General features: G+C 65.2%; 16 protein-coding genes. 7 read left to right on the top strand and 9 right to left on the bottom strand.

The features are described from left to right. A complete protein-coding gene (locus tag AKJ09_RS17795; RefSeq protein WP_146648393.1) occupies positions 1-1,527 on the top strand; it encodes an ATP-binding protein in 1,527 nt (508 codons plus the stop codon). Here the strand turns inward: AKJ09_RS17795 and AKJ09_RS17790 are convergent. The 4 genes from AKJ09_RS17790 to AKJ09_RS17775 all read right to left on the bottom strand — a co-directional run bounded on the left by AKJ09_RS17790 (position 1,484) and on the right by AKJ09_RS17775 (position 6,462). Next, on the bottom strand, positions 1,484-2,302 hold the full coding sequence (locus AKJ09_RS17790) for a polysaccharide deacetylase family protein (RefSeq protein WP_146648392.1): 819 nt from the start codon (positions 2,300-2,302) through the stop codon (positions 1,484-1,486). The two genes, AKJ09_RS17795 and AKJ09_RS17790, sit on opposite strands and share 44 nt — an antisense overlap. A gap of 36 nt (positions 2,303-2,338) precedes the next feature. Beyond that, positions 2,339-2,872: a hypothetical protein gene (locus tag AKJ09_RS17785; protein ID WP_146648391.1), complete on the bottom strand. Its 534-nt coding sequence runs from the start codon at positions 2,870-2,872 to the stop codon at positions 2,339-2,341. Positions 2,873-2,916: 44 nt separating this feature from the next. After that, positions 2,917-5,184, bottom strand: a complete 2,268-nt coding sequence (gene recD2 / locus AKJ09_RS17780) for an SF1B family DNA helicase RecD2 (protein WP_146648390.1) — start codon at positions 5,182-5,184, stop codon at positions 2,917-2,919. A gap of 99 nt (positions 5,185-5,283) precedes the next feature. Then, positions 5,284-6,462: a hypothetical protein gene (locus AKJ09_RS17775; RefSeq protein WP_146648389.1), complete on the bottom strand. Its 1,179-nt coding sequence runs from the start codon at positions 6,460-6,462 to the stop codon at positions 5,284-5,286. 446 nt (positions 6,463-6,908) lie between these two features. On the opposite strand from AKJ09_RS17775, the gene AKJ09_RS17770 reads away from it, so the two are divergent. Continuing rightward, positions 6,909-8,288 carry a carboxypeptidase-like regulatory domain-containing protein gene (locus tag AKJ09_RS17770; protein WP_146648388.1) on the top strand — a complete coding sequence of 460 codons (1,380 nt, stop codon included), beginning with the start codon at positions 6,909-6,911 and terminating at the stop codon, positions 8,286-8,288. Between the two features lie 144 nt (positions 8,289-8,432). Here AKJ09_RS17770 and groL read toward each other — a convergent pair whose 3' ends face one another. Both groL and groES read right to left on the bottom strand, forming a co-directional pair. After that, on the bottom strand, positions 8,433-10,058 hold the full coding sequence (gene groL, locus AKJ09_RS17765) for a chaperonin GroEL (protein ID WP_146648387.1): 1,626 nt from the start codon (positions 10,056-10,058) through the stop codon (positions 8,433-8,435). A 98-nt stretch (positions 10,059-10,156) separates the two neighbouring features. Next, the gene (gene groES / locus AKJ09_RS17760; protein WP_146648386.1) at positions 10,157-10,447 is read right to left on the bottom strand and encodes a co-chaperone GroES; all 291 of its coding nucleotides are present in this window, start codon (positions 10,445-10,447) and stop codon (positions 10,157-10,159) included. A 495-nt stretch (positions 10,448-10,942) separates the two neighbouring features. On the opposite strand from groES, the gene AKJ09_RS17755 reads away from it, so the two are divergent. From AKJ09_RS17755 to AKJ09_RS17745, 3 genes are all read left to right on the top strand, one after another. Continuing rightward, positions 10,943-11,548 carry a hypothetical protein gene (locus tag AKJ09_RS17755; RefSeq protein WP_146648385.1) on the top strand — a complete coding sequence of 202 codons (606 nt, stop codon included), beginning with the start codon at positions 10,943-10,945 and terminating at the stop codon, positions 11,546-11,548. Continuing rightward, a complete protein-coding gene (locus AKJ09_RS17750; protein ID WP_146648384.1) occupies positions 11,545-12,168 on the top strand; it encodes a hypothetical protein in 624 nt (207 codons plus the stop codon). The genes AKJ09_RS17755 and AKJ09_RS17750 overlap by 4 nt, the downstream gene beginning before the upstream one ends. A 179-nt stretch (positions 12,169-12,347) precedes the next feature. Beyond that, the gene (locus AKJ09_RS17745) at positions 12,348-13,229 is read left to right on the top strand and encodes a hypothetical protein (protein ID WP_146648383.1); all 882 of its coding nucleotides are present in this window, start codon (positions 12,348-12,350) and stop codon (positions 13,227-13,229) included. A gap of 93 nt (positions 13,230-13,322) precedes the next feature. Here the strand turns inward: AKJ09_RS17745 and AKJ09_RS17740 are convergent, their stop codons facing one another. After that, positions 13,323-14,492, bottom strand: coding sequence for an acyl-CoA dehydrogenase family protein (locus tag AKJ09_RS17740; protein WP_146648382.1), 1,170 nt, complete (start codon positions 14,490-14,492; stop codon positions 13,323-13,325). A gap of 189 nt (positions 14,493-14,681) precedes the next feature. On the opposite strand from AKJ09_RS17740, the gene AKJ09_RS17735 reads away from it, so the two are divergent. Continuing rightward, entirely contained in the window at positions 14,682-15,695 is a 1,014-nt protein-coding gene (locus AKJ09_RS17735) for an NAD-dependent epimerase/dehydratase family protein (RefSeq protein WP_146648381.1), read from the top strand. A 7-nt stretch (positions 15,696-15,702) separates the two neighbouring features. Here AKJ09_RS17735 and AKJ09_RS17730 read toward each other — a convergent pair whose 3' ends face one another. Then, positions 15,703-16,464, bottom strand: coding sequence for a response regulator (locus AKJ09_RS17730; protein ID WP_169927622.1), 762 nt, complete (start codon positions 16,462-16,464; stop codon positions 15,703-15,705). Between the two features lie 155 nt (positions 16,465-16,619). Then, positions 16,620-17,048 (bottom strand): SCP2 sterol-binding domain-containing protein, encoded by a 429-nt coding sequence (locus AKJ09_RS17725; RefSeq protein ID WP_146648380.1) that lies wholly within the window; start codon positions 17,046-17,048, stop codon positions 16,620-16,622. Positions 17,049-17,173: 125 nt separating this feature from the next. Between AKJ09_RS17725 and AKJ09_RS17720 the strand changes: the two genes are divergently transcribed. Next, positions 17,174-18,517: a GAF domain-containing protein gene (locus tag AKJ09_RS17720; RefSeq protein WP_240488509.1), complete on the top strand. Its 1,344-nt coding sequence runs from the start codon at positions 17,174-17,176 to the stop codon at positions 18,515-18,517. Positions 18,518-18,555: the final 38 nt, after the last annotated feature.

Below are 18,555 nucleotides of genomic sequence, written 5' to 3'. Positions count from 1 at the left end.
GTGATCATCGAAGGCGGGATCGCCAAAGCCGAAGGAGAGACGAAGGCTCGCCGCATGGGGCCAGGGCTCCGCGTGCAGATCTTGCTCGCGCTCGCCGGCGTCATTCTCGTCGCGTACGTCCCGCTGTTCTTTGCCATCGCGCAGGTCGCACGAGCCACGTCGCTCTCGTATCGCGAAGAGTCTGCACGTGCTCTCGGTCGCGCGGTGGCAGCACACACGTCGGACATGGTTCGCACCGATCCCACGGGCGTGAGCCGCATGCTGACCTCCCACGTCGGTGACGGCGGGGCTCTTGCGATTGCGGTCTACGATGGCGACGGGCACGTCTCCGCGAGCGCAGGGGAAGGCCCCGAGCTCGAGGCGCTCCACGCTCCGCCTCCGCCCTACGGCGAAGCAACCACCCGCACGCGAACGCGCAGCGGCGGCCGCGCGCTCGACGTGGTGTTGCCCGCCGGCGATGGCGCCGTGCTCGTTCGTGTTCGAACCGAAGAAGACGCCGCGCGCACCGCCGGTCTCGTACGCGGAATCGCCTTGTACATGGGCGTTTTCGCGCTCGCGCTCCTCGTGTTCGCCTACATCGCGCTGACGCGGGCGATCGTGAAGCCGATCGAGCAGCTTGCTCGCGCCGCCGACAAGGTCGCTTCGGGGGCGCGCTCGTTCGCCCTTCCCCCCTCGGCCGCACGCGAGATCGGCGAGCTCGGTGCAAGCGTGCGTTCGATGGCCACACGCCTCCGGGCCGAAGAGCAGGCCATGCGCGCGAAGGTCGAAGAGCTGACGGCCACCACGCGAAGTCTCGGCGAAACGCGTGAGCAGCTCGCAGGTAGCGAGCGCATGGCGAGCGTCGGAAGGCTCGCCGCGGGCGTCGCGCACGAGATCGGCAACCCCATCGCCGCCATCATGGGCATGCACGATCTCCTCGACGCCATCGAGATCAGCGGCGACGACCGCGCAGACTTCCTTCGGCGTATGCGCAAGGAGACGGAGCGCATCCACGTCGTCGTTCGCGACTTGCTCGACTACGCGCGACCGGAAGACGGCCCCACGTCGGGCCCAGGCGCCACCGCCGACGTCTCGGAGATCGTGAACGACGCGCTCGGACTCGTGCGGCCGCAGAAAGAATGGCGCGGCGTCGAGATTCGGGTCGACGTCGATTCGAGCCTGCGCGCCCCGGTTTCACCGCAGCGGCTCACGCAGGTTTTCCTGAACCTGCTGCTCAACGCGGGCGCCGCGCTCGCCGAACGACGAGACGACAAGGTGGTCTCCGTTCGCGCGAAGGAGAAGGAAGGCAAGCTTCGTATCGACGTCGAAGACAACGGCCCCGGCGTCCCCGAGGAGCTCCGTACCCGCATCTTCGATCCCTTCGTCACGACGAAAGACGTCGGCGCCGGCACGGGGCTCGGCCTCGCCGTCTGTCGTGGCATCATCGAGGGCGCGAACGGTCGGATCTACGTCGATCCGAGCTTCACGAGCGGCGCGCGCTTCGTCATCGAGCTTCCTCTGCCGCGGACGGCTCCTCTTCGTCCCTGAGCCAATCGGGCAGGTGCGCGACGACGAGGTTCTTGCTCGCGATTCGGTCGAGGATGGCCGGTAGCGCAACGACCCCCGCGGGTCGCCTCGTGCCGCGCTCGGGCGCGTCGTGGAGCAAGACGATAGCGCCGTCTTCCAGGCCTCGTGAGATGCGCGCAATCACGTCGGCAGGCTTGGTGCTGGCGAGCCCGTCGCGTGCGGCGACGGACCAGCCGATCGTCTCGAGGCCGATGAGATCGGCCTCGCGCGCGATGGTTGGATTCGTGTGCCCAATGGGCGGCCGAAAGAGCGTGGCCGGCTTGCCCGTTATGCCTTCGAGCGACTTCTTCGCGCGAGCGAGATCGGCGCGAACACGCGAGGCGCCGCGGAGGGAGAAGAGCCTGTCGTGGGCCCAGCTGTGGACCCCCACGGCATGGCCGCGCGCCAGGATCTCGCGCACGAGCTCCGGATGCTTCTCGGCCTTTCGCCCGATGACGAAGAACGTCGCCTTCGCGCCGTGTTTGTCGAGAATCGAGAGAACTTCGGGCGTGTGCTCGGGATCGGGTCCGTCGTCGAACGTCAGCACCACCCCGCGCGCATCGGCATCGCCGTGCACGATGGCGTCGACGAACATGCGGAGCTTCAGAAAGAAGACGCCGCAGAGAAGAAGCGCGAGATAGAACAGCGCGCACGCGATCGCGATGGGCAGCGCGGGAGGTCCGATGATGGCGGATCGAATCGAGAAGACGATGCCCGCGAGCGTCGAGGCCCAGAAGACGATCCGTGCCGGAGGCATGCTCTCACGCGCGTGGTGACCGACGACGTGTCGGCCTCAGCGCCCCTTCTTCTTCTTCGACTGAGCGGGCTCGAGATCGTCCTCTTCGTCCTCGTCAGCCGCCTCGACCACGCGAACCTTCTTGTCCGCCGCCGCGCTCTTGGCAGAGCCGCCGGCGAGCTTCTTCTCGTCACCTTCGGGCGGAGGGGTGTTGTCGAGCTCGAAGAACCCGGCAAGGACCGCCGCGATGATCGGAAGCGACGTGGCCGGGAGCTCACCGAGGTCGCCGACGCCGGCGTTGAACTGATGCAAGTCGACCTGGAAGTGCACCCACTGTCGAAGCGCAAACATGCCACCGAGGGCAAGCGCACCGCCGAAGAACGCTTTGAGGCCGGCTTCGATCTTTCCATCGGCCGACCAGATGGGCTTCCCGGCAATGAGGCCGGTGAGGATGCCCGTCACCGCGGCCGCGAGGTACGCGACCACGGCGGTGGTGAAGAACGGCATGCCCAGACCCTTGACGAGTAGAGCCGCCGCAACCGCCCCGATGACGGTACCAAGCACGAGGCCGACGATGAGGCGCTTGAGCATTCGGTCCTTTGGAGAGACGTCTCGAAACGAGTCTACTCGCCCACCTATCCCCTGCAAGAGACGGAGCGCAACCGCTCCGCGAGCTTGGTCATGCGCTCTTCGCGCCGCTCTTGCGCGAGGGCAAGTCGCAGCGCCCTGGGATCGGCGACGAGAACGACGAGCCGCTTTCCTCGTGTGACACCGGTATAGACGAGGTTCTTCGTAAGCATGACGAAGTGCGAGGTCAGGAGCGGAAGGACGACCGCGGGGTATTCACTTCCCTGGGACTTGTGGATAGTCGACGCATACGCGAGGACGAGCTCGTCCAGGGATGCGCCGTCGTACACGACCTCACGACCTTCGGATTTGGGTCCGTCGTCGTAACGGACGACCAGCGACTCGTCTTCCCCGGAAATGGCAGAGACGATGCCGACGTCACCATTCCAGACATTCCGGTCGTAGTCGTTGCGCAGCTGCATCACCTTGTCGCCCACACGAAACGTGGTTCGACCGCGCGTCATCGAAGGGCCGCTCGGATTGAGCGCGGCCTGCAGCTCTTCGTTGAGCAAGATGGTGCCGGCCGGCCCCCGGTTCATCGGCGTGAGCACCTGGATGTCGCGCACCGGGTCGAGACCGAACCGGCGAGGAATCCGCCGGGTGACGAGCTCGAGGATCACCTTGCGAGCGTCTTCGGCCTCCTTCTTTTCGACGACGAAGAAGTCCGCATTCGAGTCACCCGCCTCGGGGATGACCGGCATCTCGCCCGCGTTGATGCGGTGGGCGTTCTGGACGATGAGGCTCTGCTCGGCCTGCCGAAAGATCTTGAGCAGGCGCACGCAGGGCACGATGTCCGAGGCGATCGCATCGCGGAGGACGGAGCCGGGGCCGACGCTCGGCAGCTGATCGACGTCACCGACGAGGACGAGCCGAGAGCCATCGCCGACCGCTTGGACGAGCGAATCGGCCATCGACACGTCGACCATGGAGCTCTCGTCGACGATGATGGCGTCGGCGTCGATCGGCTTCTTGGCGTCGCGCTTGAACGAGCCCGTCTTGGGATCGAACTCGAGCACGCGGTGGAGCGTGGCGGCCTCGCGTCCCGTCGCTTCGCTCATGCGCTTGGCGGCACGGCCCGTCGGCGCGGCGAGGCGCGTGGTGAGCTTCGCGCGATCGAAGACGCTGAGGATGGCTTTGACGATCGTGGTCTTGCCGACGCCCGGTCCACCGGTCACGACGAGCAGGGGACAACGCGCGGCCTTCTCGACGGCGAGCCGCTGCTCTTCGGCGAGCACGGTGCCGGAGTCCTTCTCGAAGAGCGCGATCGCGTCGACCACGCCGGGGAGCTGCGCCCCTTCGACGACCGCGAGTTTGGCAAGCCGCTCGGCGAGCCGCGATTCGGTCGCGTGCATTTCGACGCCGTAGATGGCCGCGCCGCGAAGCGCATCGGCGCGCGCGCGTTCGAGGGTACCCGCGCGCTCGGCCACGACGTACCCGCTACGCACGAGCGTTGCGAGAGCCTCGCGAAGGCGCTCGAGCACGTCCGGATTCGGCTCGGCGGCCTCCACGGCATCTTCCGCGAGAAGACGCGCCCCCCGCGTCTCGAGATCTTCGGTGACGACGTAACAGCTTCCGCCGGACTCGGTCGCGTCGCGCAGCGCCTGCAACAGCGCCGCCTGCATGCGCACGAGCGAATCTTTGGCGATGCCGAGCGACCCCGCGATGCGATCGGCCGTTCGAAAGCCGATGCCCCAGACGTCGATCGCAAGCCGATACGGGTCGCCCGAGACGATGCTCACCGCCTTGGGCCCGTACTTCTTGAAGATACGCGTGGCGAGCTGAGGACTCGCTCCATGCGCCTGGAGGAACACCATCACGTCACGGATGGTCCGCTGCTCCTGCCACGCCTTGACGAGCGACTCCGCCCGAGCCCGCCCGAGCCCTGGCACCTCGGCCAAGCGATGCGGCTGCTCGTCGAGGACCTTGAGCGTCTCGAGCCCGAACCTCTCGACGATCCGCGACGCCGTCCGCTCACCGATGCCCTTGATGAGCCCCGAGCCGAGATACTTCTCGATGCCCGCGAGCGTGGTCGGCGCGAGCTCGGTCACACTCGCGACCCGCAGCTGCTCACCATGCTGCCGATCGATCTCGACCGTTCCCCGCGCCCGCACCTTCGCGCCCACCGCGACTTGCGGAAACACACCCACCATCGTGACGAGATCCCGCCTCCCCTGGACGGCGACCTTCACGACCCGAAACCCGGTCTCGCGATTCTCGAACGTGACCCGCTCGACCTCGCCCTCGATGGCGATCTCGCGCTGTTCAGCTCCGGCCACGCCAGAACCCTACTGCGTCTCCCCGCGCACGCGACCGTACAAAACGCGCCGCGGCGCGCCCACGAAGGAGCCGCGCCGCGCGAGCTGCTCAGGTTCGAATCAGTTGAACGCGTCCGTGCGAACGTTCAGGTTGAACGTACCGGTCGAAGAGGTGGGATCGGACCCATCGTACTCGCTATACGCCGCGACATAGACGAGGATCGAGGTCCCGGCGGGAATGGGGATCGACTTCAGAATCGAGAAGTTGGCGTTACCGGTCAGGCTGGTGTCCGACGTGCTCTGATCGTTGACACCCCACTTGCACTTCTTGCGGGCAGCATCCTCGATCGGTAGGAAAGGTGTCTCGTAAGCGGCCATGATGGTGTCGATGACCCGTCCGCTGGCGTCCTTCGAAGCGAAGACGGTGACCGTCGCGGGCTTGGCCGTCGCGTTTTTCACTTCGACGTATCCGTAGGGATAGTCGCCAGACGACAGCGACGATGTGATCGGGCACGTCGAATACCCGCCGAGGCGATCACCCATGCGTGCCGTGCTGAACGTCACCGGCGTCGAGGTTACTGTCGGCGAAGTCGACGTCCAGACTGACGTCGGGATGTTGATCACGACGTCATTCACAGGCTTGCTGCACGTCGGCGACCACGAGCTCCACTGACACGAAACGGTGCACGAGGCCGAGGTGTACGTTCCGGTTGCGCACATGGAGTTGGCATCCCACTTCACGCTTCCGGGAACACACGATTGCGCGGGCTGACCGTTGCACGCAGACGAAGTCCACTTGCACTGGTTGCTGCACGTCTTGGTAAGCGTGCCGCAATTGCCACAGGCTTCGGATGTCGTTGTTCCCGGGGTGCAGGCATCAGCAGCTTCGGAACACGCGCTGTACTTGCCAACCTTGCCCGCCGTTCCGCCGTCCGTGCCGTCGCCAATGCAGTACGCTTCCTGCGTCCCGCAGTTGCCACACGATTTGGTGAACTTGGTGGCGCCAGTGCACGGGTCGCCCTCGTTCGGGGCCGGCGGACCGGAGTCCTTGCCGGCGTCGCTCTTGGTCGACGCGTCCTTCTTGCCTGCATCCTTGGCGCCGGTGCCTTTGCTGTCGCTGTTGTCGTCGCCGGTACTGCTCGGCGGGAGCACCGCGCCACCGGTGGGCTCGGTCGGGCTCTGGTCGGTGGTCTCGTCGCCAAGGTCCGAGCTGCCATCCGCACTACAACCAACCATGGCCAAGGTGCCGAACAGGCTCGAAACCGCAACGGCGATGAGACCAGACTTGAGAGAACGCATACCGCGACGCTCCTTTTCCCCACGCACACTGCTGTGCTGAGGCGACGCGCTCTAGCGCGTGGCACCAGGGTGCGCAAGTCACGCCCTACCCCTCACGCCGCCACACCTTCGCCATCTACGTCGTCAATTTGCGCACAAATCGCCGATATTGTTGTGCTCCTCGTCACATGGCGGATCTGAATCCGCCACATGAAGAAAATTTCGGAATGGAACCGTTGAGACGTGGCCTGGACGCAACCGTCACCGAAAACAGTAACAATTGTAACCAGATAACGAGCTTGTAGCCTGCGCTCGCGAACTTACGCACTGCGCCAACGAACACCGCTCTGAACCGAAGCGATCGGTCGTGTGGCCGGCCATAGATTACGAACGCCACGTTCGTGCCCCGCACCTCAACCATGGCGACGCGTACGCGGCTCGCACTGGTCACACGATGGAAGGAATCCATGTCGCGACACCCCCACTGCCACGCACAAGGGCTTCTGCGCCAACCGACGTACGTCCGCGCATCGCTTGCGGTGTTCCTCGCCATCGGTGCCGGTTGCAACTCCCCATCAGCCGACATGGCGACCGGAGCGGACGGCGACTCCATAATCCATCAGGACGCCGGAGCCGTTGCGGACGCGCCGGTCGTCTCGGTGAGGGGTAAGGTCGTCGATTCGACGGATATCCCCGTCGACAAACAGCGCGTCCTCGTCGTCGACGCGAACGGCGTCCGACATGAAGCCGAGACAATCGCGGACGGGACGTTCATGCTCGAAAATGTCGCCCGCCCATACGATGTCACTGTGGCGTCTGCGGCCCCGCCGCGCGCCGTATTTTTGGGCGTCACGCTGACGGATCTCTATCTGATCGGCCGCCGAGCCGACGACGCCACTGTCGAAAATACGGCGACGGTCAACTTGTCCGTCACACTCCCGGCCTGTGCGACGGACTGCTCGATGATCCTCCGCGCGTCATCGCCGCACAGCATCTCGGGACGTGGTGACTTCGGTTGGTCCGGCGCTGCGAAAACGGAGTCGCGAATGGTCACCCTGGGCTGGAGAGTCCCGCCGGCCAGTGCCGGCGCCGCCGAGACGGGCGACCTCGAGATACTCGCGTTCGAAAAGGACTTCTCGAAGTACTGGCACACGAAGACGACCGCAGCGTTCACGGTAACGGCTGGCGCAACCGTCACCGCCGGACAGATGACTCCACTCGCGATCCCCACCGTTTCGACCCATGTCGCGGTGGATGATTCCCAAATACCAGCCGAATGGAGACGCGCGGCCAGCGCTTACGTGGTGCTCGCATCGGGTGAATCGTTCAACCTGCGCAGCGAGAACTCTTCGTTGATTTCGAATCTCTTGCTTCCGAATGCCCCGGGCGCGACCTACCAAGTCTCTGCCCGAGCCACAACGATCGTCAACGAGGAACGGGAACCCCCCGAGTTCCGCACGAGCAACGTCACCAGTCCGCGGATGTCGCTGACAACGAGTGCCTCACTCACGTTCGACGAAGTGCCGGGAGTCATCACGCCGACACTCGACGAAACTCTCTCTCTCGGCTCCACGGGCTATGAGTGGGAGACAGCGCCAAACGGAATCACGAGTGTGCGAATTGCGGGCGCCGACATCTATACCACGGGGCGCAAGCTGTCCTTCACCACGCTGGCTGCGCTAGAGGTCCGGCCCACGCCAGGCGTGAGCGAAATCGATTTCGGCACCGGACACATGAAGGCGACCGTCGACGAACTGGTCGACGCGAACGCCAGCACACGAAAGTCGATTGTCGAAGCCGCGAACAATGCGACGTCACAGCGCGTGCGCTACACGCTCACGCAGTAACCTCGCGGCCGCACACGACTCCGTCCCCTCGTCGCCGTGAGTGCCCCGCCCGGCTGATCGGCGTGGAGACAAAACACGACGGCCTCTCGCCTTTGAAAGCGAGAGGCCGTGTGAATGACTTCTCAGAGAGAGGTCAGGTGTCGATCAGAAGTGGCCGTGGCCTTCGTGACCGCCGCCCGCCGCCGGCTTCTCGTCCTTCGGGCGCTCGGCAACGAGGCACTCCGTGGTGAGCATGAGGCTGGCGACCGAGGCCGCGTTCTGGAGGGCCGTACGAACCACCTTCACCGGGTCGATGACGCCCTGCGAGAGGAGGTTGCCGTACTGGTCGGTCGCGGCGTTGTAGCCGAAGTCGTCCTTGCCTTCCTTGACCTTGTTCACGACGATCGAGCCCTCGAGACCGGCGTTGCCGACGATCTGGCGGAGGGGCTCTTCGATCGCGCGGCGGATGATCGAGACGCCGAAGCGCTGCTCGTCTTCCAGCTTGAGCGAGTCGAGCGAGGCCTGCGCGCGGATGAGCGCAACGCCGCCGCCGGGGACGATGCCCTCTTCGACAGCCGCGCGCGTCGCGTGCAGCGCGTCTTCGACGCGGGCCTTCTTCTCCTTCATCTCGGTCTCGGTCGCAGCGCCGACCTTGATGACCGCGACGCCGCCGACGAGCTTCGCGAGGCGCTCCTGGAGCTTCTCACGGTCGTAGTCCGACGTGGTGTTCTCGACCTGGGCGCGGATCTCCGCGATACGGCCCTTGATCTTCTCCTTGTCGCCCGCGCCGTCGACAATCGTGGTGTTGTCCTTGTCGAGCGAGATGCGCTTCGCGCGACCGAGGTCCGAGATCGTGACGTTCTCGAGCTTGAGGCCGAGCTCCTCCGCGATGACCTGACCACCGGTGAGGACCGCGATGTCCTTGAGCATCTCCTTGCGGCGATCGCCGAAGCCCGGCGCCTTGACGGCCGCGCAGTGGAGCGTGCCACGGAGCTTGTTGACGACGAGCGTGGCGAGCGCCTCACCCTCGATGTCTTCCGACATGATGAGGAGGGGCTTCTGCTGACGAGCAATCGCCTCGAGGACCGGGAGGAGGTCCTTCATGTTCGAGATCTTCTTCTCGGAGATGAGGATGTAGGCGTCGTCGAGGACGGCCTCCATGCGCTCCGGATCCGTGACGAAGTACGGCGAGAGGTAGCCGCGGTCGAACTGCATACCCTCGACGACGTCGAGCGTGGTCTCGGCCGTCTTGCTCTCTTCGACGGTGATGACGCCTTCCTTGCCGACCTTCTCCATGGCCTGGGCAAGCTTCTCGCCGATCTCCTTGTCGCCGTTCGCCGAGATGGTGCCGACCTGAGCGATCTCCTTCGGATCCTTGGTCTGCTTCGCCATGCTCTTCAGCGTGGTCGTGAGCGTCTCGACAGCCTTGTCGATGCCGCGCTTGATCTCCATCGGGTTGTGGCCCGCCGCGACGAGCTTCGAGCCCTCGCGGTAGATCGCCTGCGCGAGGACCGTCGCCGTCGTGGTGCCGTCGCCCGCGACGTCGCTCGTCTTCGAGGCAACTTCGCGCACCATCTGGGCGCCCATGTTCTCGAAGCGGTTCTCGAGCTCGATCTCCTTGGCGACGGTGACGCCGTCCTTGGTGACCGTCGGCGAGCCGAAGCTCTTCTCGATGACGACGTTACGGCCCTTCGGTCCGAGGGTGACCTTGACCGCGTCGGCGAGCGCGTTGACGCCGGCGAGGATCAGGTTGCGGGCGGATTCGGTGTAGACGATTTCCTTGGCTGCCATTTTCGTTACCTCTGAGTCTTTTGAAATTCGTTCACGCCCCCGCGACGACGCGCGAGGGCGATAGGCACGGGGCTCGCGTCAGGACGCGAGCGTCGAGATCACTTCTCGAGGACCGCGAGGATGTCGTCTTCGCGGACGATGAGGCGCTCTTCGCCTTCGATCTTCACTTCCGTGCCGCTGTACTTGCCGAAGAGAACGCGGTCGCCGACCTTCACGTCGAGCTTCTTGACCGAGCCGTCCTCAAGGACCTTGCCGTTGCCGATGGCAACGACCTCACCCTCGATCGGCTTCTCTTTGGCCGTATCGGGGATGATGATGCCGCCCTTGGTCTTCTCTTCTTCCTTCACGCGCTTGAGGATGACGCGGTCCTGCAGGGGACGGATGTTCATGACTGTGGCTCCTGTCGTGGAGTTCGATTGCGGTGTTGCGAAGGCTTTGCCCGGTCGGCCCGTCTCCGCTTCCGGCTCGGACGCGCCCGAACGCGAGGTTCGAGAGCTCAACCGGTCGAAGGCGGGGCCTTCGAGCGTGTACGGGTCGATTGCTAGCACTCACCGATCGTGAGTGCTAACGGACGCCGGCGAAGATAACCGTGGTCTGAAGGACGTCAAGGGTCGCCGGTCCAGCTTCTGCGTCGCCCGCACGCACGGGGTAACAACGCGGAAAACTTTACTTTTCTTTCCGGCGTCGGAGAGCAAGTCGCACGCCCGGCCGCTTTTGGCACTCTCGGGCTTCGTGTGCTGCTCCGGTCGCGCTCCTAAGTACTCGCTTCGACTACTTAAATTGCGATGACCAAGCCCGTTCGATAGATCCGTAGAAGGAGCCCGGTTCAGGTCCAAAAGAGCGGTTTTCTTCGGACCACCGGGGCATCTGCTCGGGAGGTTTCTATGTCGATCGTGGCCACAGCGTCGGTCTCGGACTTCTTCGAGGAAGTCGTGGAGGACGCCATGAAGTCGCGGGGGCTCACGGCTTCGGAGGGGGAGACACACTACGTCGTCGCGCTCCTGGCCGACCTAGCCAAGCCAGGCAACCCCATCGAGCGCACGCTCGAGCGGCCCCTCACCCTTCTGCTCGACGAGGCTCTGCACACCCCGGCCCTGGGTGACCGGTTCGAGAGGCTACGGACGCTCGGAGACGGGGTCCTCTACTCGTCGGGATTCTTCGCCGACCACTTCGAGGCCCGCGGCGTCGACACCAACTACGTCATCAGCATTGGACGCACGGCCTACGACAACGCCGGCTCGCTCCTGAGGACGGGCAGCGAAGAAGAGAGTGGTCCCGACATCTTCCGTGAGCTCTCGCGCCGCTTCGTGAGCTGGGTCGAGATCATCGCCGACGTGGCCACCACCACGCTCGCGCGCGGCGTCGACAACGCACGTGGTCTCTTGAAGCTGTACGAGCGCTGGCTCAAAACGCGCAGCGATCGCCTTGCCGATGCACTCAGCTCTCACGGGTTCGTCCCGCCGCGAGGAGGCGGCATGATCCTTTCGTGAGTCGCCTCCTCGAAGGCAACGGCGCTGGGCTCGTCCGCGAGATCGCTCTCGCGAGCCGAGTCCAGCGTGGCCTCGAGACACTCTATCGACTCGATCGCACCGCGGATGTCGACGACTTCGTGACGCACGCGAGCGACGGCGAACGCGAGGCGCTTCTCGTGCGCGAAGCCGAGGACGGGGTACTCGAACTGTCCCTCCGGCTGCCACGTCTCGGGACCGACGTGGACGGCGACGATCTCGATCCGATCTGCCAGATCATCGAGGGCGTCTCGCACTTCGTGTACCTCGCCGATCGCGCGTCGCAAAACCGTGGAACCACACAGCTCGAGCTGGAGGTGCAAGCGGAGGTCGACAAGTACGTCGTGCTCGCATCCTCGCTTCGCGCGTTCGACGAGCGCTCCAGTCGTCGGTTGCGCGAACGCTTGTACGACCGCGTGGGCTTCGAGCACGAGCGAGGCTCGGAAGAAGGCGAACGCTATCGGCTCGCCAACGATTGCGCGCGCAGGTTCACCGCGCGACTCGAACGCGACTACCTGTCACGCGCTCGTTATGGAGAGCTGCAGGGCGAGCTCAGGCGTTTCTTCCAACTCGGTCAGAGCGACAAGCTTCGCGCGGCCTGAAGGGCGACCATCTCGCCGTGGACGCGTGAACGTCCACGGGACGAGTGACCGTCCTCGGTGGGAAGTCTCGATCTTCACGGAACTTCGCAAAAAGGCTGATCGTCCTTGGCGGCGACCAGACGGCACGACGAGTGCTCTAGCCCCTCCCGAACCCCGATTCACCACGGAGGGACTTTCGAATGAAACTCGCCACCACCGCTCTTGCCTCGTTGACCACGTTCATCGCGTTTGGCGCGCTCGCCGGCCTCACGGCCACGGGGTGCGCAGCCAAGACCAACGAGACGAGCGGAGATGGAAACCTCGGCAGCACGGAGTCGCAGCTCGTCGCCGACGATCAAGAAGCGGACAATACCGACTCGAACCTCGAGTCCGGCGTCGACGAGCCGCTGAGCGGTGCGATCGAGACCGATCCCGGAACGCCCGCGGACGGCGCCACGGATGCCGAGCTCCTCGACAAGGTGAAGACCAACGCCGGCAAGTTCTTCAAGCCGGCCGGTTGCATCACGACCACCATCGACGGCAACACGGCCACGCACGTCTTCAAGGGCTGCACGGGTCCCTACGGCCTGGTCTCCTTCAACGGCACCGTCGTGTCGACCTACCTGCGCGCCGACGGCAAACTGACCATCACGCACGAGGCGCAGGGCTTCTCGATCAACGGCGCCACGATCAGCGGCTCGCGCACGGTCGTCTACACGCGAAGCGGCACGACGATCACGAAGGCGCGCACCGGCAACTGGTCGGGCACGACGGCGAAGGGCAAGGCCATCTCGCACCAGGCGAACTTCGTCACCACCTACGACGCCTCGACCAAGTGCATCACACGTGACGGCTCGGCACAGACGACGATCGGTGGTCGCGAACACGAACGCACCATCACCGACTACAAGCGTTGCGGCGTCGGCTCGCTCGGCTGCCCCGAGAGCGGCGAGATCGTCCTCTCCAAGACGAAGAGCGGCGACACGATGAGTCTGACGATCGACTTCCTCGGCGGAACGGCCTACTCGGTCACCGGTCCGAACGGAAAGAGCATCACGCTCCAGCTCGTCTGCCAGGAATAAGCCGCACAAAGCTTCGACGGCAGCGGGCTACGCGCTCACTGCCGTCCCTTTCTTCGAATGGGCAGTGGGCCACGTGCTCACTGCCCTCCTTCTTTAGAGGCCCATCAGCTTGGCCACGTAGTAGCGCATCGTCTCGGTGGTACCGCCGCCGATGCGGAGCAGGCGCTGGTCACGCCACGCGCGCGCGATCGGGTACTCCTCGACGTAGCCGGCGCCGCCATGGAACTGGAGGCACTGGTCGATGACCTCGGAGCCGATCTCGCCGACGAAGATCTTCGCCATGCTGATCAGCTTCACCGTCTCGAACGTGAGCGGCTCCTTCTTGACGTGCTTCTCTTCGTTGTAGGCCTCGGCGGCCTTGTACGTGAGAGCGCGCCCCGCTTCGATCTTCGCCTGGAGATCGACGAACTTGTGCTGCCAGTACTCGCGCTTGATGATCGGCTTGCCGAACGCCTTGCGGTCGCGGCCGTACTCGATCGCCTGATTCAGCGCCTCTTGCATTCCGGAGACGGCGCTCGCGCAGGCGATGAGGCGCTCGGTCTGGAAGTTCTGCATCAGGTACATGAAGCCCTGATTCGGTTCGCCCAGCATGAAGCGCGCGGGCACGCGCATGTCTTCGAAGGCGAGCTCCGCGGTGTCGCTCGCGTGGTTGCCGATCTTCTTCAGCTTCTTGGAGACGCTGAAGCCCTTCGTGCTCGTCGGCACGAGGAAGAAGCTGCAGCCATGCGCGCCCGCCTCCGGGTTCGTCTTCACGAGGAGCGTGACGAAGTCGGCGCGGGTGCCGTTCGTGATGTATGTCTTCGCGCCGTTGATGATCCAGTCGCTGCCGTCTTGCTTGGCCCAGGTCTGGATGCCGGCGACGTCACTGCCCGCGTTGGGCTCGCTCACGCCGAGCGCCGCGATCTTGTCGCCGCGCAGCGCGGGCTTCAGAAACTCTTCGATCTGCTCCTTCGAGCCGAGATCGCTGATGCACGGCGTGGCCATGTCGCCCTGGACGAGCAGCCCCATCGACACGCCGGCGGACATTCCCTTCGGAAGCTCTTCGGCCTTGGCGATGCTGAACCAGTAATCGCCGCCCGCGCCGCCGTGCTCTTCGGGGTAGTGCGCACCGAAGAGACCGAGCTCGCCCGCTCGCTTGAACAGCTCGTTCGGGAAGAGCTCCTTCTCCTCCCATTCGTCGGCGAAGGGCGCGATCTCCTTCTGCGCGAACTGCCGGACCGTGTTGCGGAAGTGCTCGTGCTCTTCGCGAAAGGGACTGGGCATGAGTTATTTCGTACACGAACTAATTGACAATGCAAGGGTGAGCGGGCGCCAAAAGCGGGCTCGAAAAGCGGCATTTGCGTGTGATCCGCGCACCGAAGAGGTGGCCTCCTGCGCCAGCACGTGCGCGGCGCACGACCGCCCTCGATCCATCGGTCACGAGCGCTCCCGACGCAGCTATCGTGAGAGCTCATGGCACACGATGGCCGCGTTTGCGTGACGGGAGCGACGGGCTTCATCGGCAGCGCCGTCGTTCGTAAGCTGCTCGGCCAGAAGCGCGACGTGCGGTGCATCGTGGAGCCCGGCGCGAACACGCACAACCTCGAGGGCCTTCCCGTCGAGCGCGTCACCTGCGACGTGAACGACATAGGCGGCATGCGTCGCGCTCTCGAAGACGCGGGCACACTCTTCCACCTCGCAGCCATCTACAAAACGTGGGCCCCTCGCGCGGAGCTCCTCTACCGCGTGAACGTGGAGGGCACGGTCACGACACTCCTCGCCGCTCAGAAAGCACGCGTGAAGCGCGTCGTGCACACGAGCTCGATCGCCGCGGTGGGCCTCGTGGAGAAAGGGTTGGCCGACGAAGATACGGCGTTCGACCTGTTCGACATCGCCACCCCGTACATCCTCTCGAAGTGGCAGAGCGAGCGGGTGGCCAAGCGCTTTGCCGAGAGCGGCCTCGACGTCGTGATCGTCAATCCCGCCTTCCCTTTCGGCCCTGGCGACGTGGCTCCGACGCCGACGGGCGCGATCGTGCTTTCGCTGCTCGAACGAAAGGTGCCGGGCTACGGGCCTGGCGGCATTTGCACGATCGACGTCGACGACTGCGCCGAAGGCCACCTGCTCGCAGAAGCGCACGGACGCGCGGGCGAGCGCTACATCCTGGGGTCGGACAACGTCACGCTGAAGGAGCTCTTCGAGCGCGTGACACGAATCGCCAAGGTTCCGATGCCGTGGCTCCGTCTTCCGGGCTCGATGGTGGCCGGCGTCGCGCTCGGCATGGAGCTGTGGGCCGACCGCGTGTCGGGCAAAGAGCCGACGGCCACGTATCGCTCGATGCTCTACACGCAGCGGAGCGCGTTCTTCTCGAACGCCAAGGCCAAACGCGAGCTCGGAATACGAACACGCCCGCTCGACGAGACCATCGAGCGGGCGGTGGATTGGTTTCGCGGAGACTTTCGCGCCGCGAATCGCGCGAGGGCCTAGGCCCGGCTCAGCGCTTCTTCTTCGCGCCGGCCTTTTTCGCGGGCTTCTTCGCGGGAGCCTTCTTCGCGGCGACCTTCTTGGTCGCCGTCTTCTTCGCGGGAGCCTTCTTCGCGGCGACCTTCTTGGTTGCCGTCTTCTTCGCGGGAGCCTTCTTCGCGGGAGCCTTCTTCGCGGCGACCTTCTTGGTTGCCGTCTTCTTTGCGGCGGGCTTCTTTGCGGGAGCCTTCTTCGCCGGCGCTGCCTTCTTCGCGCCCGCCTTCTTCTTGGCAGACTTCGCCTTCACGGGCTTGGTCTTCGACGCAGGGCTCTCTTCGATGACCGGCCTCGCCGCGCCTGCCGTGCCGTTGATGGCCGGCCGCACGACGCCCGCGCGCTGCTTCTCACGACCACGAAGCGTCTCGCGGATGCGGTCGTCGAAGTCTTCGAACTCGAACGGCTTGTCGATGTACGCGTCCGCGCCGTAAAGCGGGCTCGTCATCTGGTTCAAGTTCTCGCCGATGCCCGTCAGCATGACGACGCCCGTGTGCGCGAGCGCAACGTCTTCGCGGATCTTGCGGCACACTTCCCAACCGCTCATCCCCGGCATCATCACGTCGAGGACGACGAGATCCGGGAGGTGCTCGCGCGCGAGGTCCCATGCCTCTTCGCCGTCCGAAGCCTGGATCACCTCGACCTTCGGGTCGTTCAGCGTACGCAGGTGACGTGCAACGAGCTCGAGCATCGAGGGCTCATCGTCGGCAACGAGAACGAGCGGGTTCGGGCTGGACATGGCGTTTACTATCGAAGGACGCGGGTGTTCGGGTCAAGGGCCAAGGGTCGGAGTTCGACCCAGAAAGAGCGAGCGAGCAAGGCAAGCGAGGCGAGGCGAGCGAGGCGACTAAGACGAAGTCGTTACTTCTCGAAGTCGCCTTGCTCGGTACGAGTTCACTCGCCGCGGAACTTCGTCGGGACGAGCGACGTCGACTCGACGAGCTGCTTCGACGCGTTGACGTGTTTCACCATGGTCGGCATGTGGCCCTTGGTGAGCTTGAGCTTGCCTTGCATGAGCGCCTTGGTGGGGTCGATCTCCTTCTTGATGACCTGCTTCCACTGCGCATAGCTGGCGACGATCACGAACGGCGCCTTCTCCTCCGCCTCACGTGCCACCATCAGCGTGCAATCGCGGCAGACGCCCTGATCGACGTCGAGCCACATCGCCATGTCTTCGGCGATCCCGAGGGTGGGCTCGGCCTTCACGACCATCGCCACGACGCCGTGGGTCCAGTCTTTACCGGCCTTCTTGTACTCGGGGTTGGCGTTGATGGCGTCCTTGTAGGCGGCCGCCCATTCGGGGGAGGGAAAGTCGAATGCCATTGCGGCTGCCTTTATACGCTGCCCACTGCCGCTTGCCAGAGTGCCAGCAACCGCGACGGCACGAATTTCCCCGGCCACGCCGGCGCTCGACACGTCCCACGGCTTGCGCGACCATCGTTTCAGCGATGCCCGCCGCGACGAAGCCCAAAGTCCATGGCCGCGGCAACAAGCGGCTGGATGCCGTCCTCGACTTCGTCGCCTTCGCGGCCAAGCCGATGCCCCTCGTGACCCTGCTCGACGAGGCACCGCGTCGAATCGCCTCGATCTTCGACGTCCCGGTGTGCTCGCTCTACCTCGTGGAAGGCGACGGGCATCAGCTCGTGATGCGCGGCAACATCGGCTTCGCTCACACGGCGATCGGGCAGGTCCGCCTGCAGATCGGCGAGGGCATGACGGGCGAAGCCGTCGAGTACTTGAGGCCCGTTTCGAGCGAGAACGCGGCCGCTCACCACTCGTACAAGCACTTCGAGGATCTCGGCGAAGAGCAGGTCCCGGTGTTTCTGGCCGTTCCGATTCGCGGAAAGTCGGGGCCGCTCGGAGCGCTCGTCATCCAACGCCCGGGCTGGGACGCCTTCGATGCACGAGACATCGAGCTGCTTGCGGCACTCGGCGCCATCATCGCGGCAGGCATTCGCCATGCGGAGCTCATCGACGCACGTCGGGAGCGCCCGGCTGCAGCGCGCCGAGCCGGCGGCGGCACGCGAAAGGTAACGCTCACGGGCCGGCCCTTCGTTCCCGGGCGTGCACTCGGCGCCATCGCAGCGCTGCGCCGTCCGGCCGGTCACCGTACGGAGCTCCGCGAGGAGCACGATACCCGCGAAGAGCGACGCCTCGTTCGAGGTGCCTTCGACGTAGCCGAGAAGGCCATCCGCGCCCTTTTCGATCGCGCGCGTGTGCTCAAGCTCGGGAACGACGCGGCCTTCCTCTCGACGTACGGCGAGATCCTCGAAGACATGCGCTTCCGCGAGCGCGCCGACGAGCTCGTCGCCGAGGGCATCGGCATCGCGGGCGCCCTCAATCGCGTGGCGCGCGAGGTCACCCGCACGGCCGCTTCGATCACGCGCGACCCCTTCCTCGAAGAGCGCGCGCGTGACATCGAAGACCTCTGCGACGCGATCTCCATGCTCGCCGCCGCCGACAAGCGCGCCGAGCTCCCCTCCAAAGCGGTGCTCGTCGGTGACGCGCTCAGTGTGTTCGATCTGCTCATCTCCGCGCGCGCGCAGCCCGTCGGTGTGGCCCTGACCGATCGCGCGAGCGGCCCGCGCACGCGCGCACTCCTGCGCTTGCTCGACGTGCCCGCCATCGTCGGCGTCGAAGGGCTCTTCCGCTGGGCCTCCGACGGCGACGTCACCGTGCTCGATGCCGACCACGGGCTGCTCGTCATCAACCCCTCGAAGAGCGAAGTTGCCGCGCTGCGCGAGTACAAGCGCGCACACGGAGACCTCGCGCAGAACGACGAGGACCGCTAGCGTAGCGTCGAAATCGAGATGACCTGCGCCAAGCCCGA

Origin of the sequence: Labilithrix luteola (assembly GCF_001263205.1) — a bacterium.
GTDB classification, from domain to species: Bacteria; Myxococcota_A; Polyangia; order Polyangiales; family Polyangiaceae; genus Labilithrix; species Labilithrix luteola.
The sequence above is the reverse complement of the archived record's forward strand: the minus strand, read 5'-3'. Positions and strand labels throughout refer to the sequence as shown.

Excerpts from the sequence above, each read along its gene's own strand:
- AKJ09_RS17790 (WP_146648392.1), bottom strand. The coding sequence starts at position 2,302 with ATGCCTCCGGCACGGATCGTCTTCTGGGCCTCGACGCTCGCGGGCATC.
- AKJ09_RS17785 (WP_146648391.1), bottom strand. The coding sequence starts at position 2,872 with ATGCTCAAGCGCCTCATCGTCGGCCTCGTGCTTGGTACCGTCATCGGG.
- AKJ09_RS17775 (WP_146648389.1), bottom strand. The coding sequence starts at position 6,462 with ATGCGTTCTCTCAAGTCTGGTCTCATCGCCGTTGCGGTTTCGAGCCTG.
- AKJ09_RS17770 (WP_146648388.1), top strand. The coding sequence starts at position 6,909 with ATGTCGCGACACCCCCACTGCCACGCACAAGGGCTTCTGCGCCAACCG.
- groL (WP_146648387.1), bottom strand. The coding sequence starts at position 10,058 with ATGGCAGCCAAGGAAATCGTCTACACCGAATCCGCCCGCAACCTGATC.
- groES (WP_146648386.1), bottom strand. The coding sequence starts at position 10,447 with ATGAACATCCGTCCCCTGCAGGACCGCGTCATCCTCAAGCGCGTGAAG.
- AKJ09_RS17755 (WP_146648385.1), top strand. The coding sequence starts at position 10,943 with ATGTCGATCGTGGCCACAGCGTCGGTCTCGGACTTCTTCGAGGAAGTC.
- AKJ09_RS17745 (WP_146648383.1), top strand. The coding sequence starts at position 12,348 with ATGAAACTCGCCACCACCGCTCTTGCCTCGTTGACCACGTTCATCGCG.
- AKJ09_RS17740 (WP_146648382.1), bottom strand. The coding sequence starts at position 14,492 with ATGCCCAGTCCCTTTCGCGAAGAGCACGAGCACTTCCGCAACACGGTC.
- AKJ09_RS17735 (WP_146648381.1), top strand. The coding sequence starts at position 14,682 with ATGGCACACGATGGCCGCGTTTGCGTGACGGGAGCGACGGGCTTCATC.
- AKJ09_RS17730 (WP_169927622.1), bottom strand. The coding sequence starts at position 16,464 with ATGTCCAGCCCGAACCCGCTCGTTCTCGTTGCCGACGATGAGCCCTCG.
- AKJ09_RS17725 (WP_146648380.1), bottom strand. The coding sequence starts at position 17,048 with ATGGCATTCGACTTTCCCTCCCCCGAATGGGCGGCCGCCTACAAGGAC.
- AKJ09_RS17720 (WP_240488509.1), top strand. The coding sequence starts at position 17,174 with ATGCCCGCCGCGACGAAGCCCAAAGTCCATGGCCGCGGCAACAAGCGG.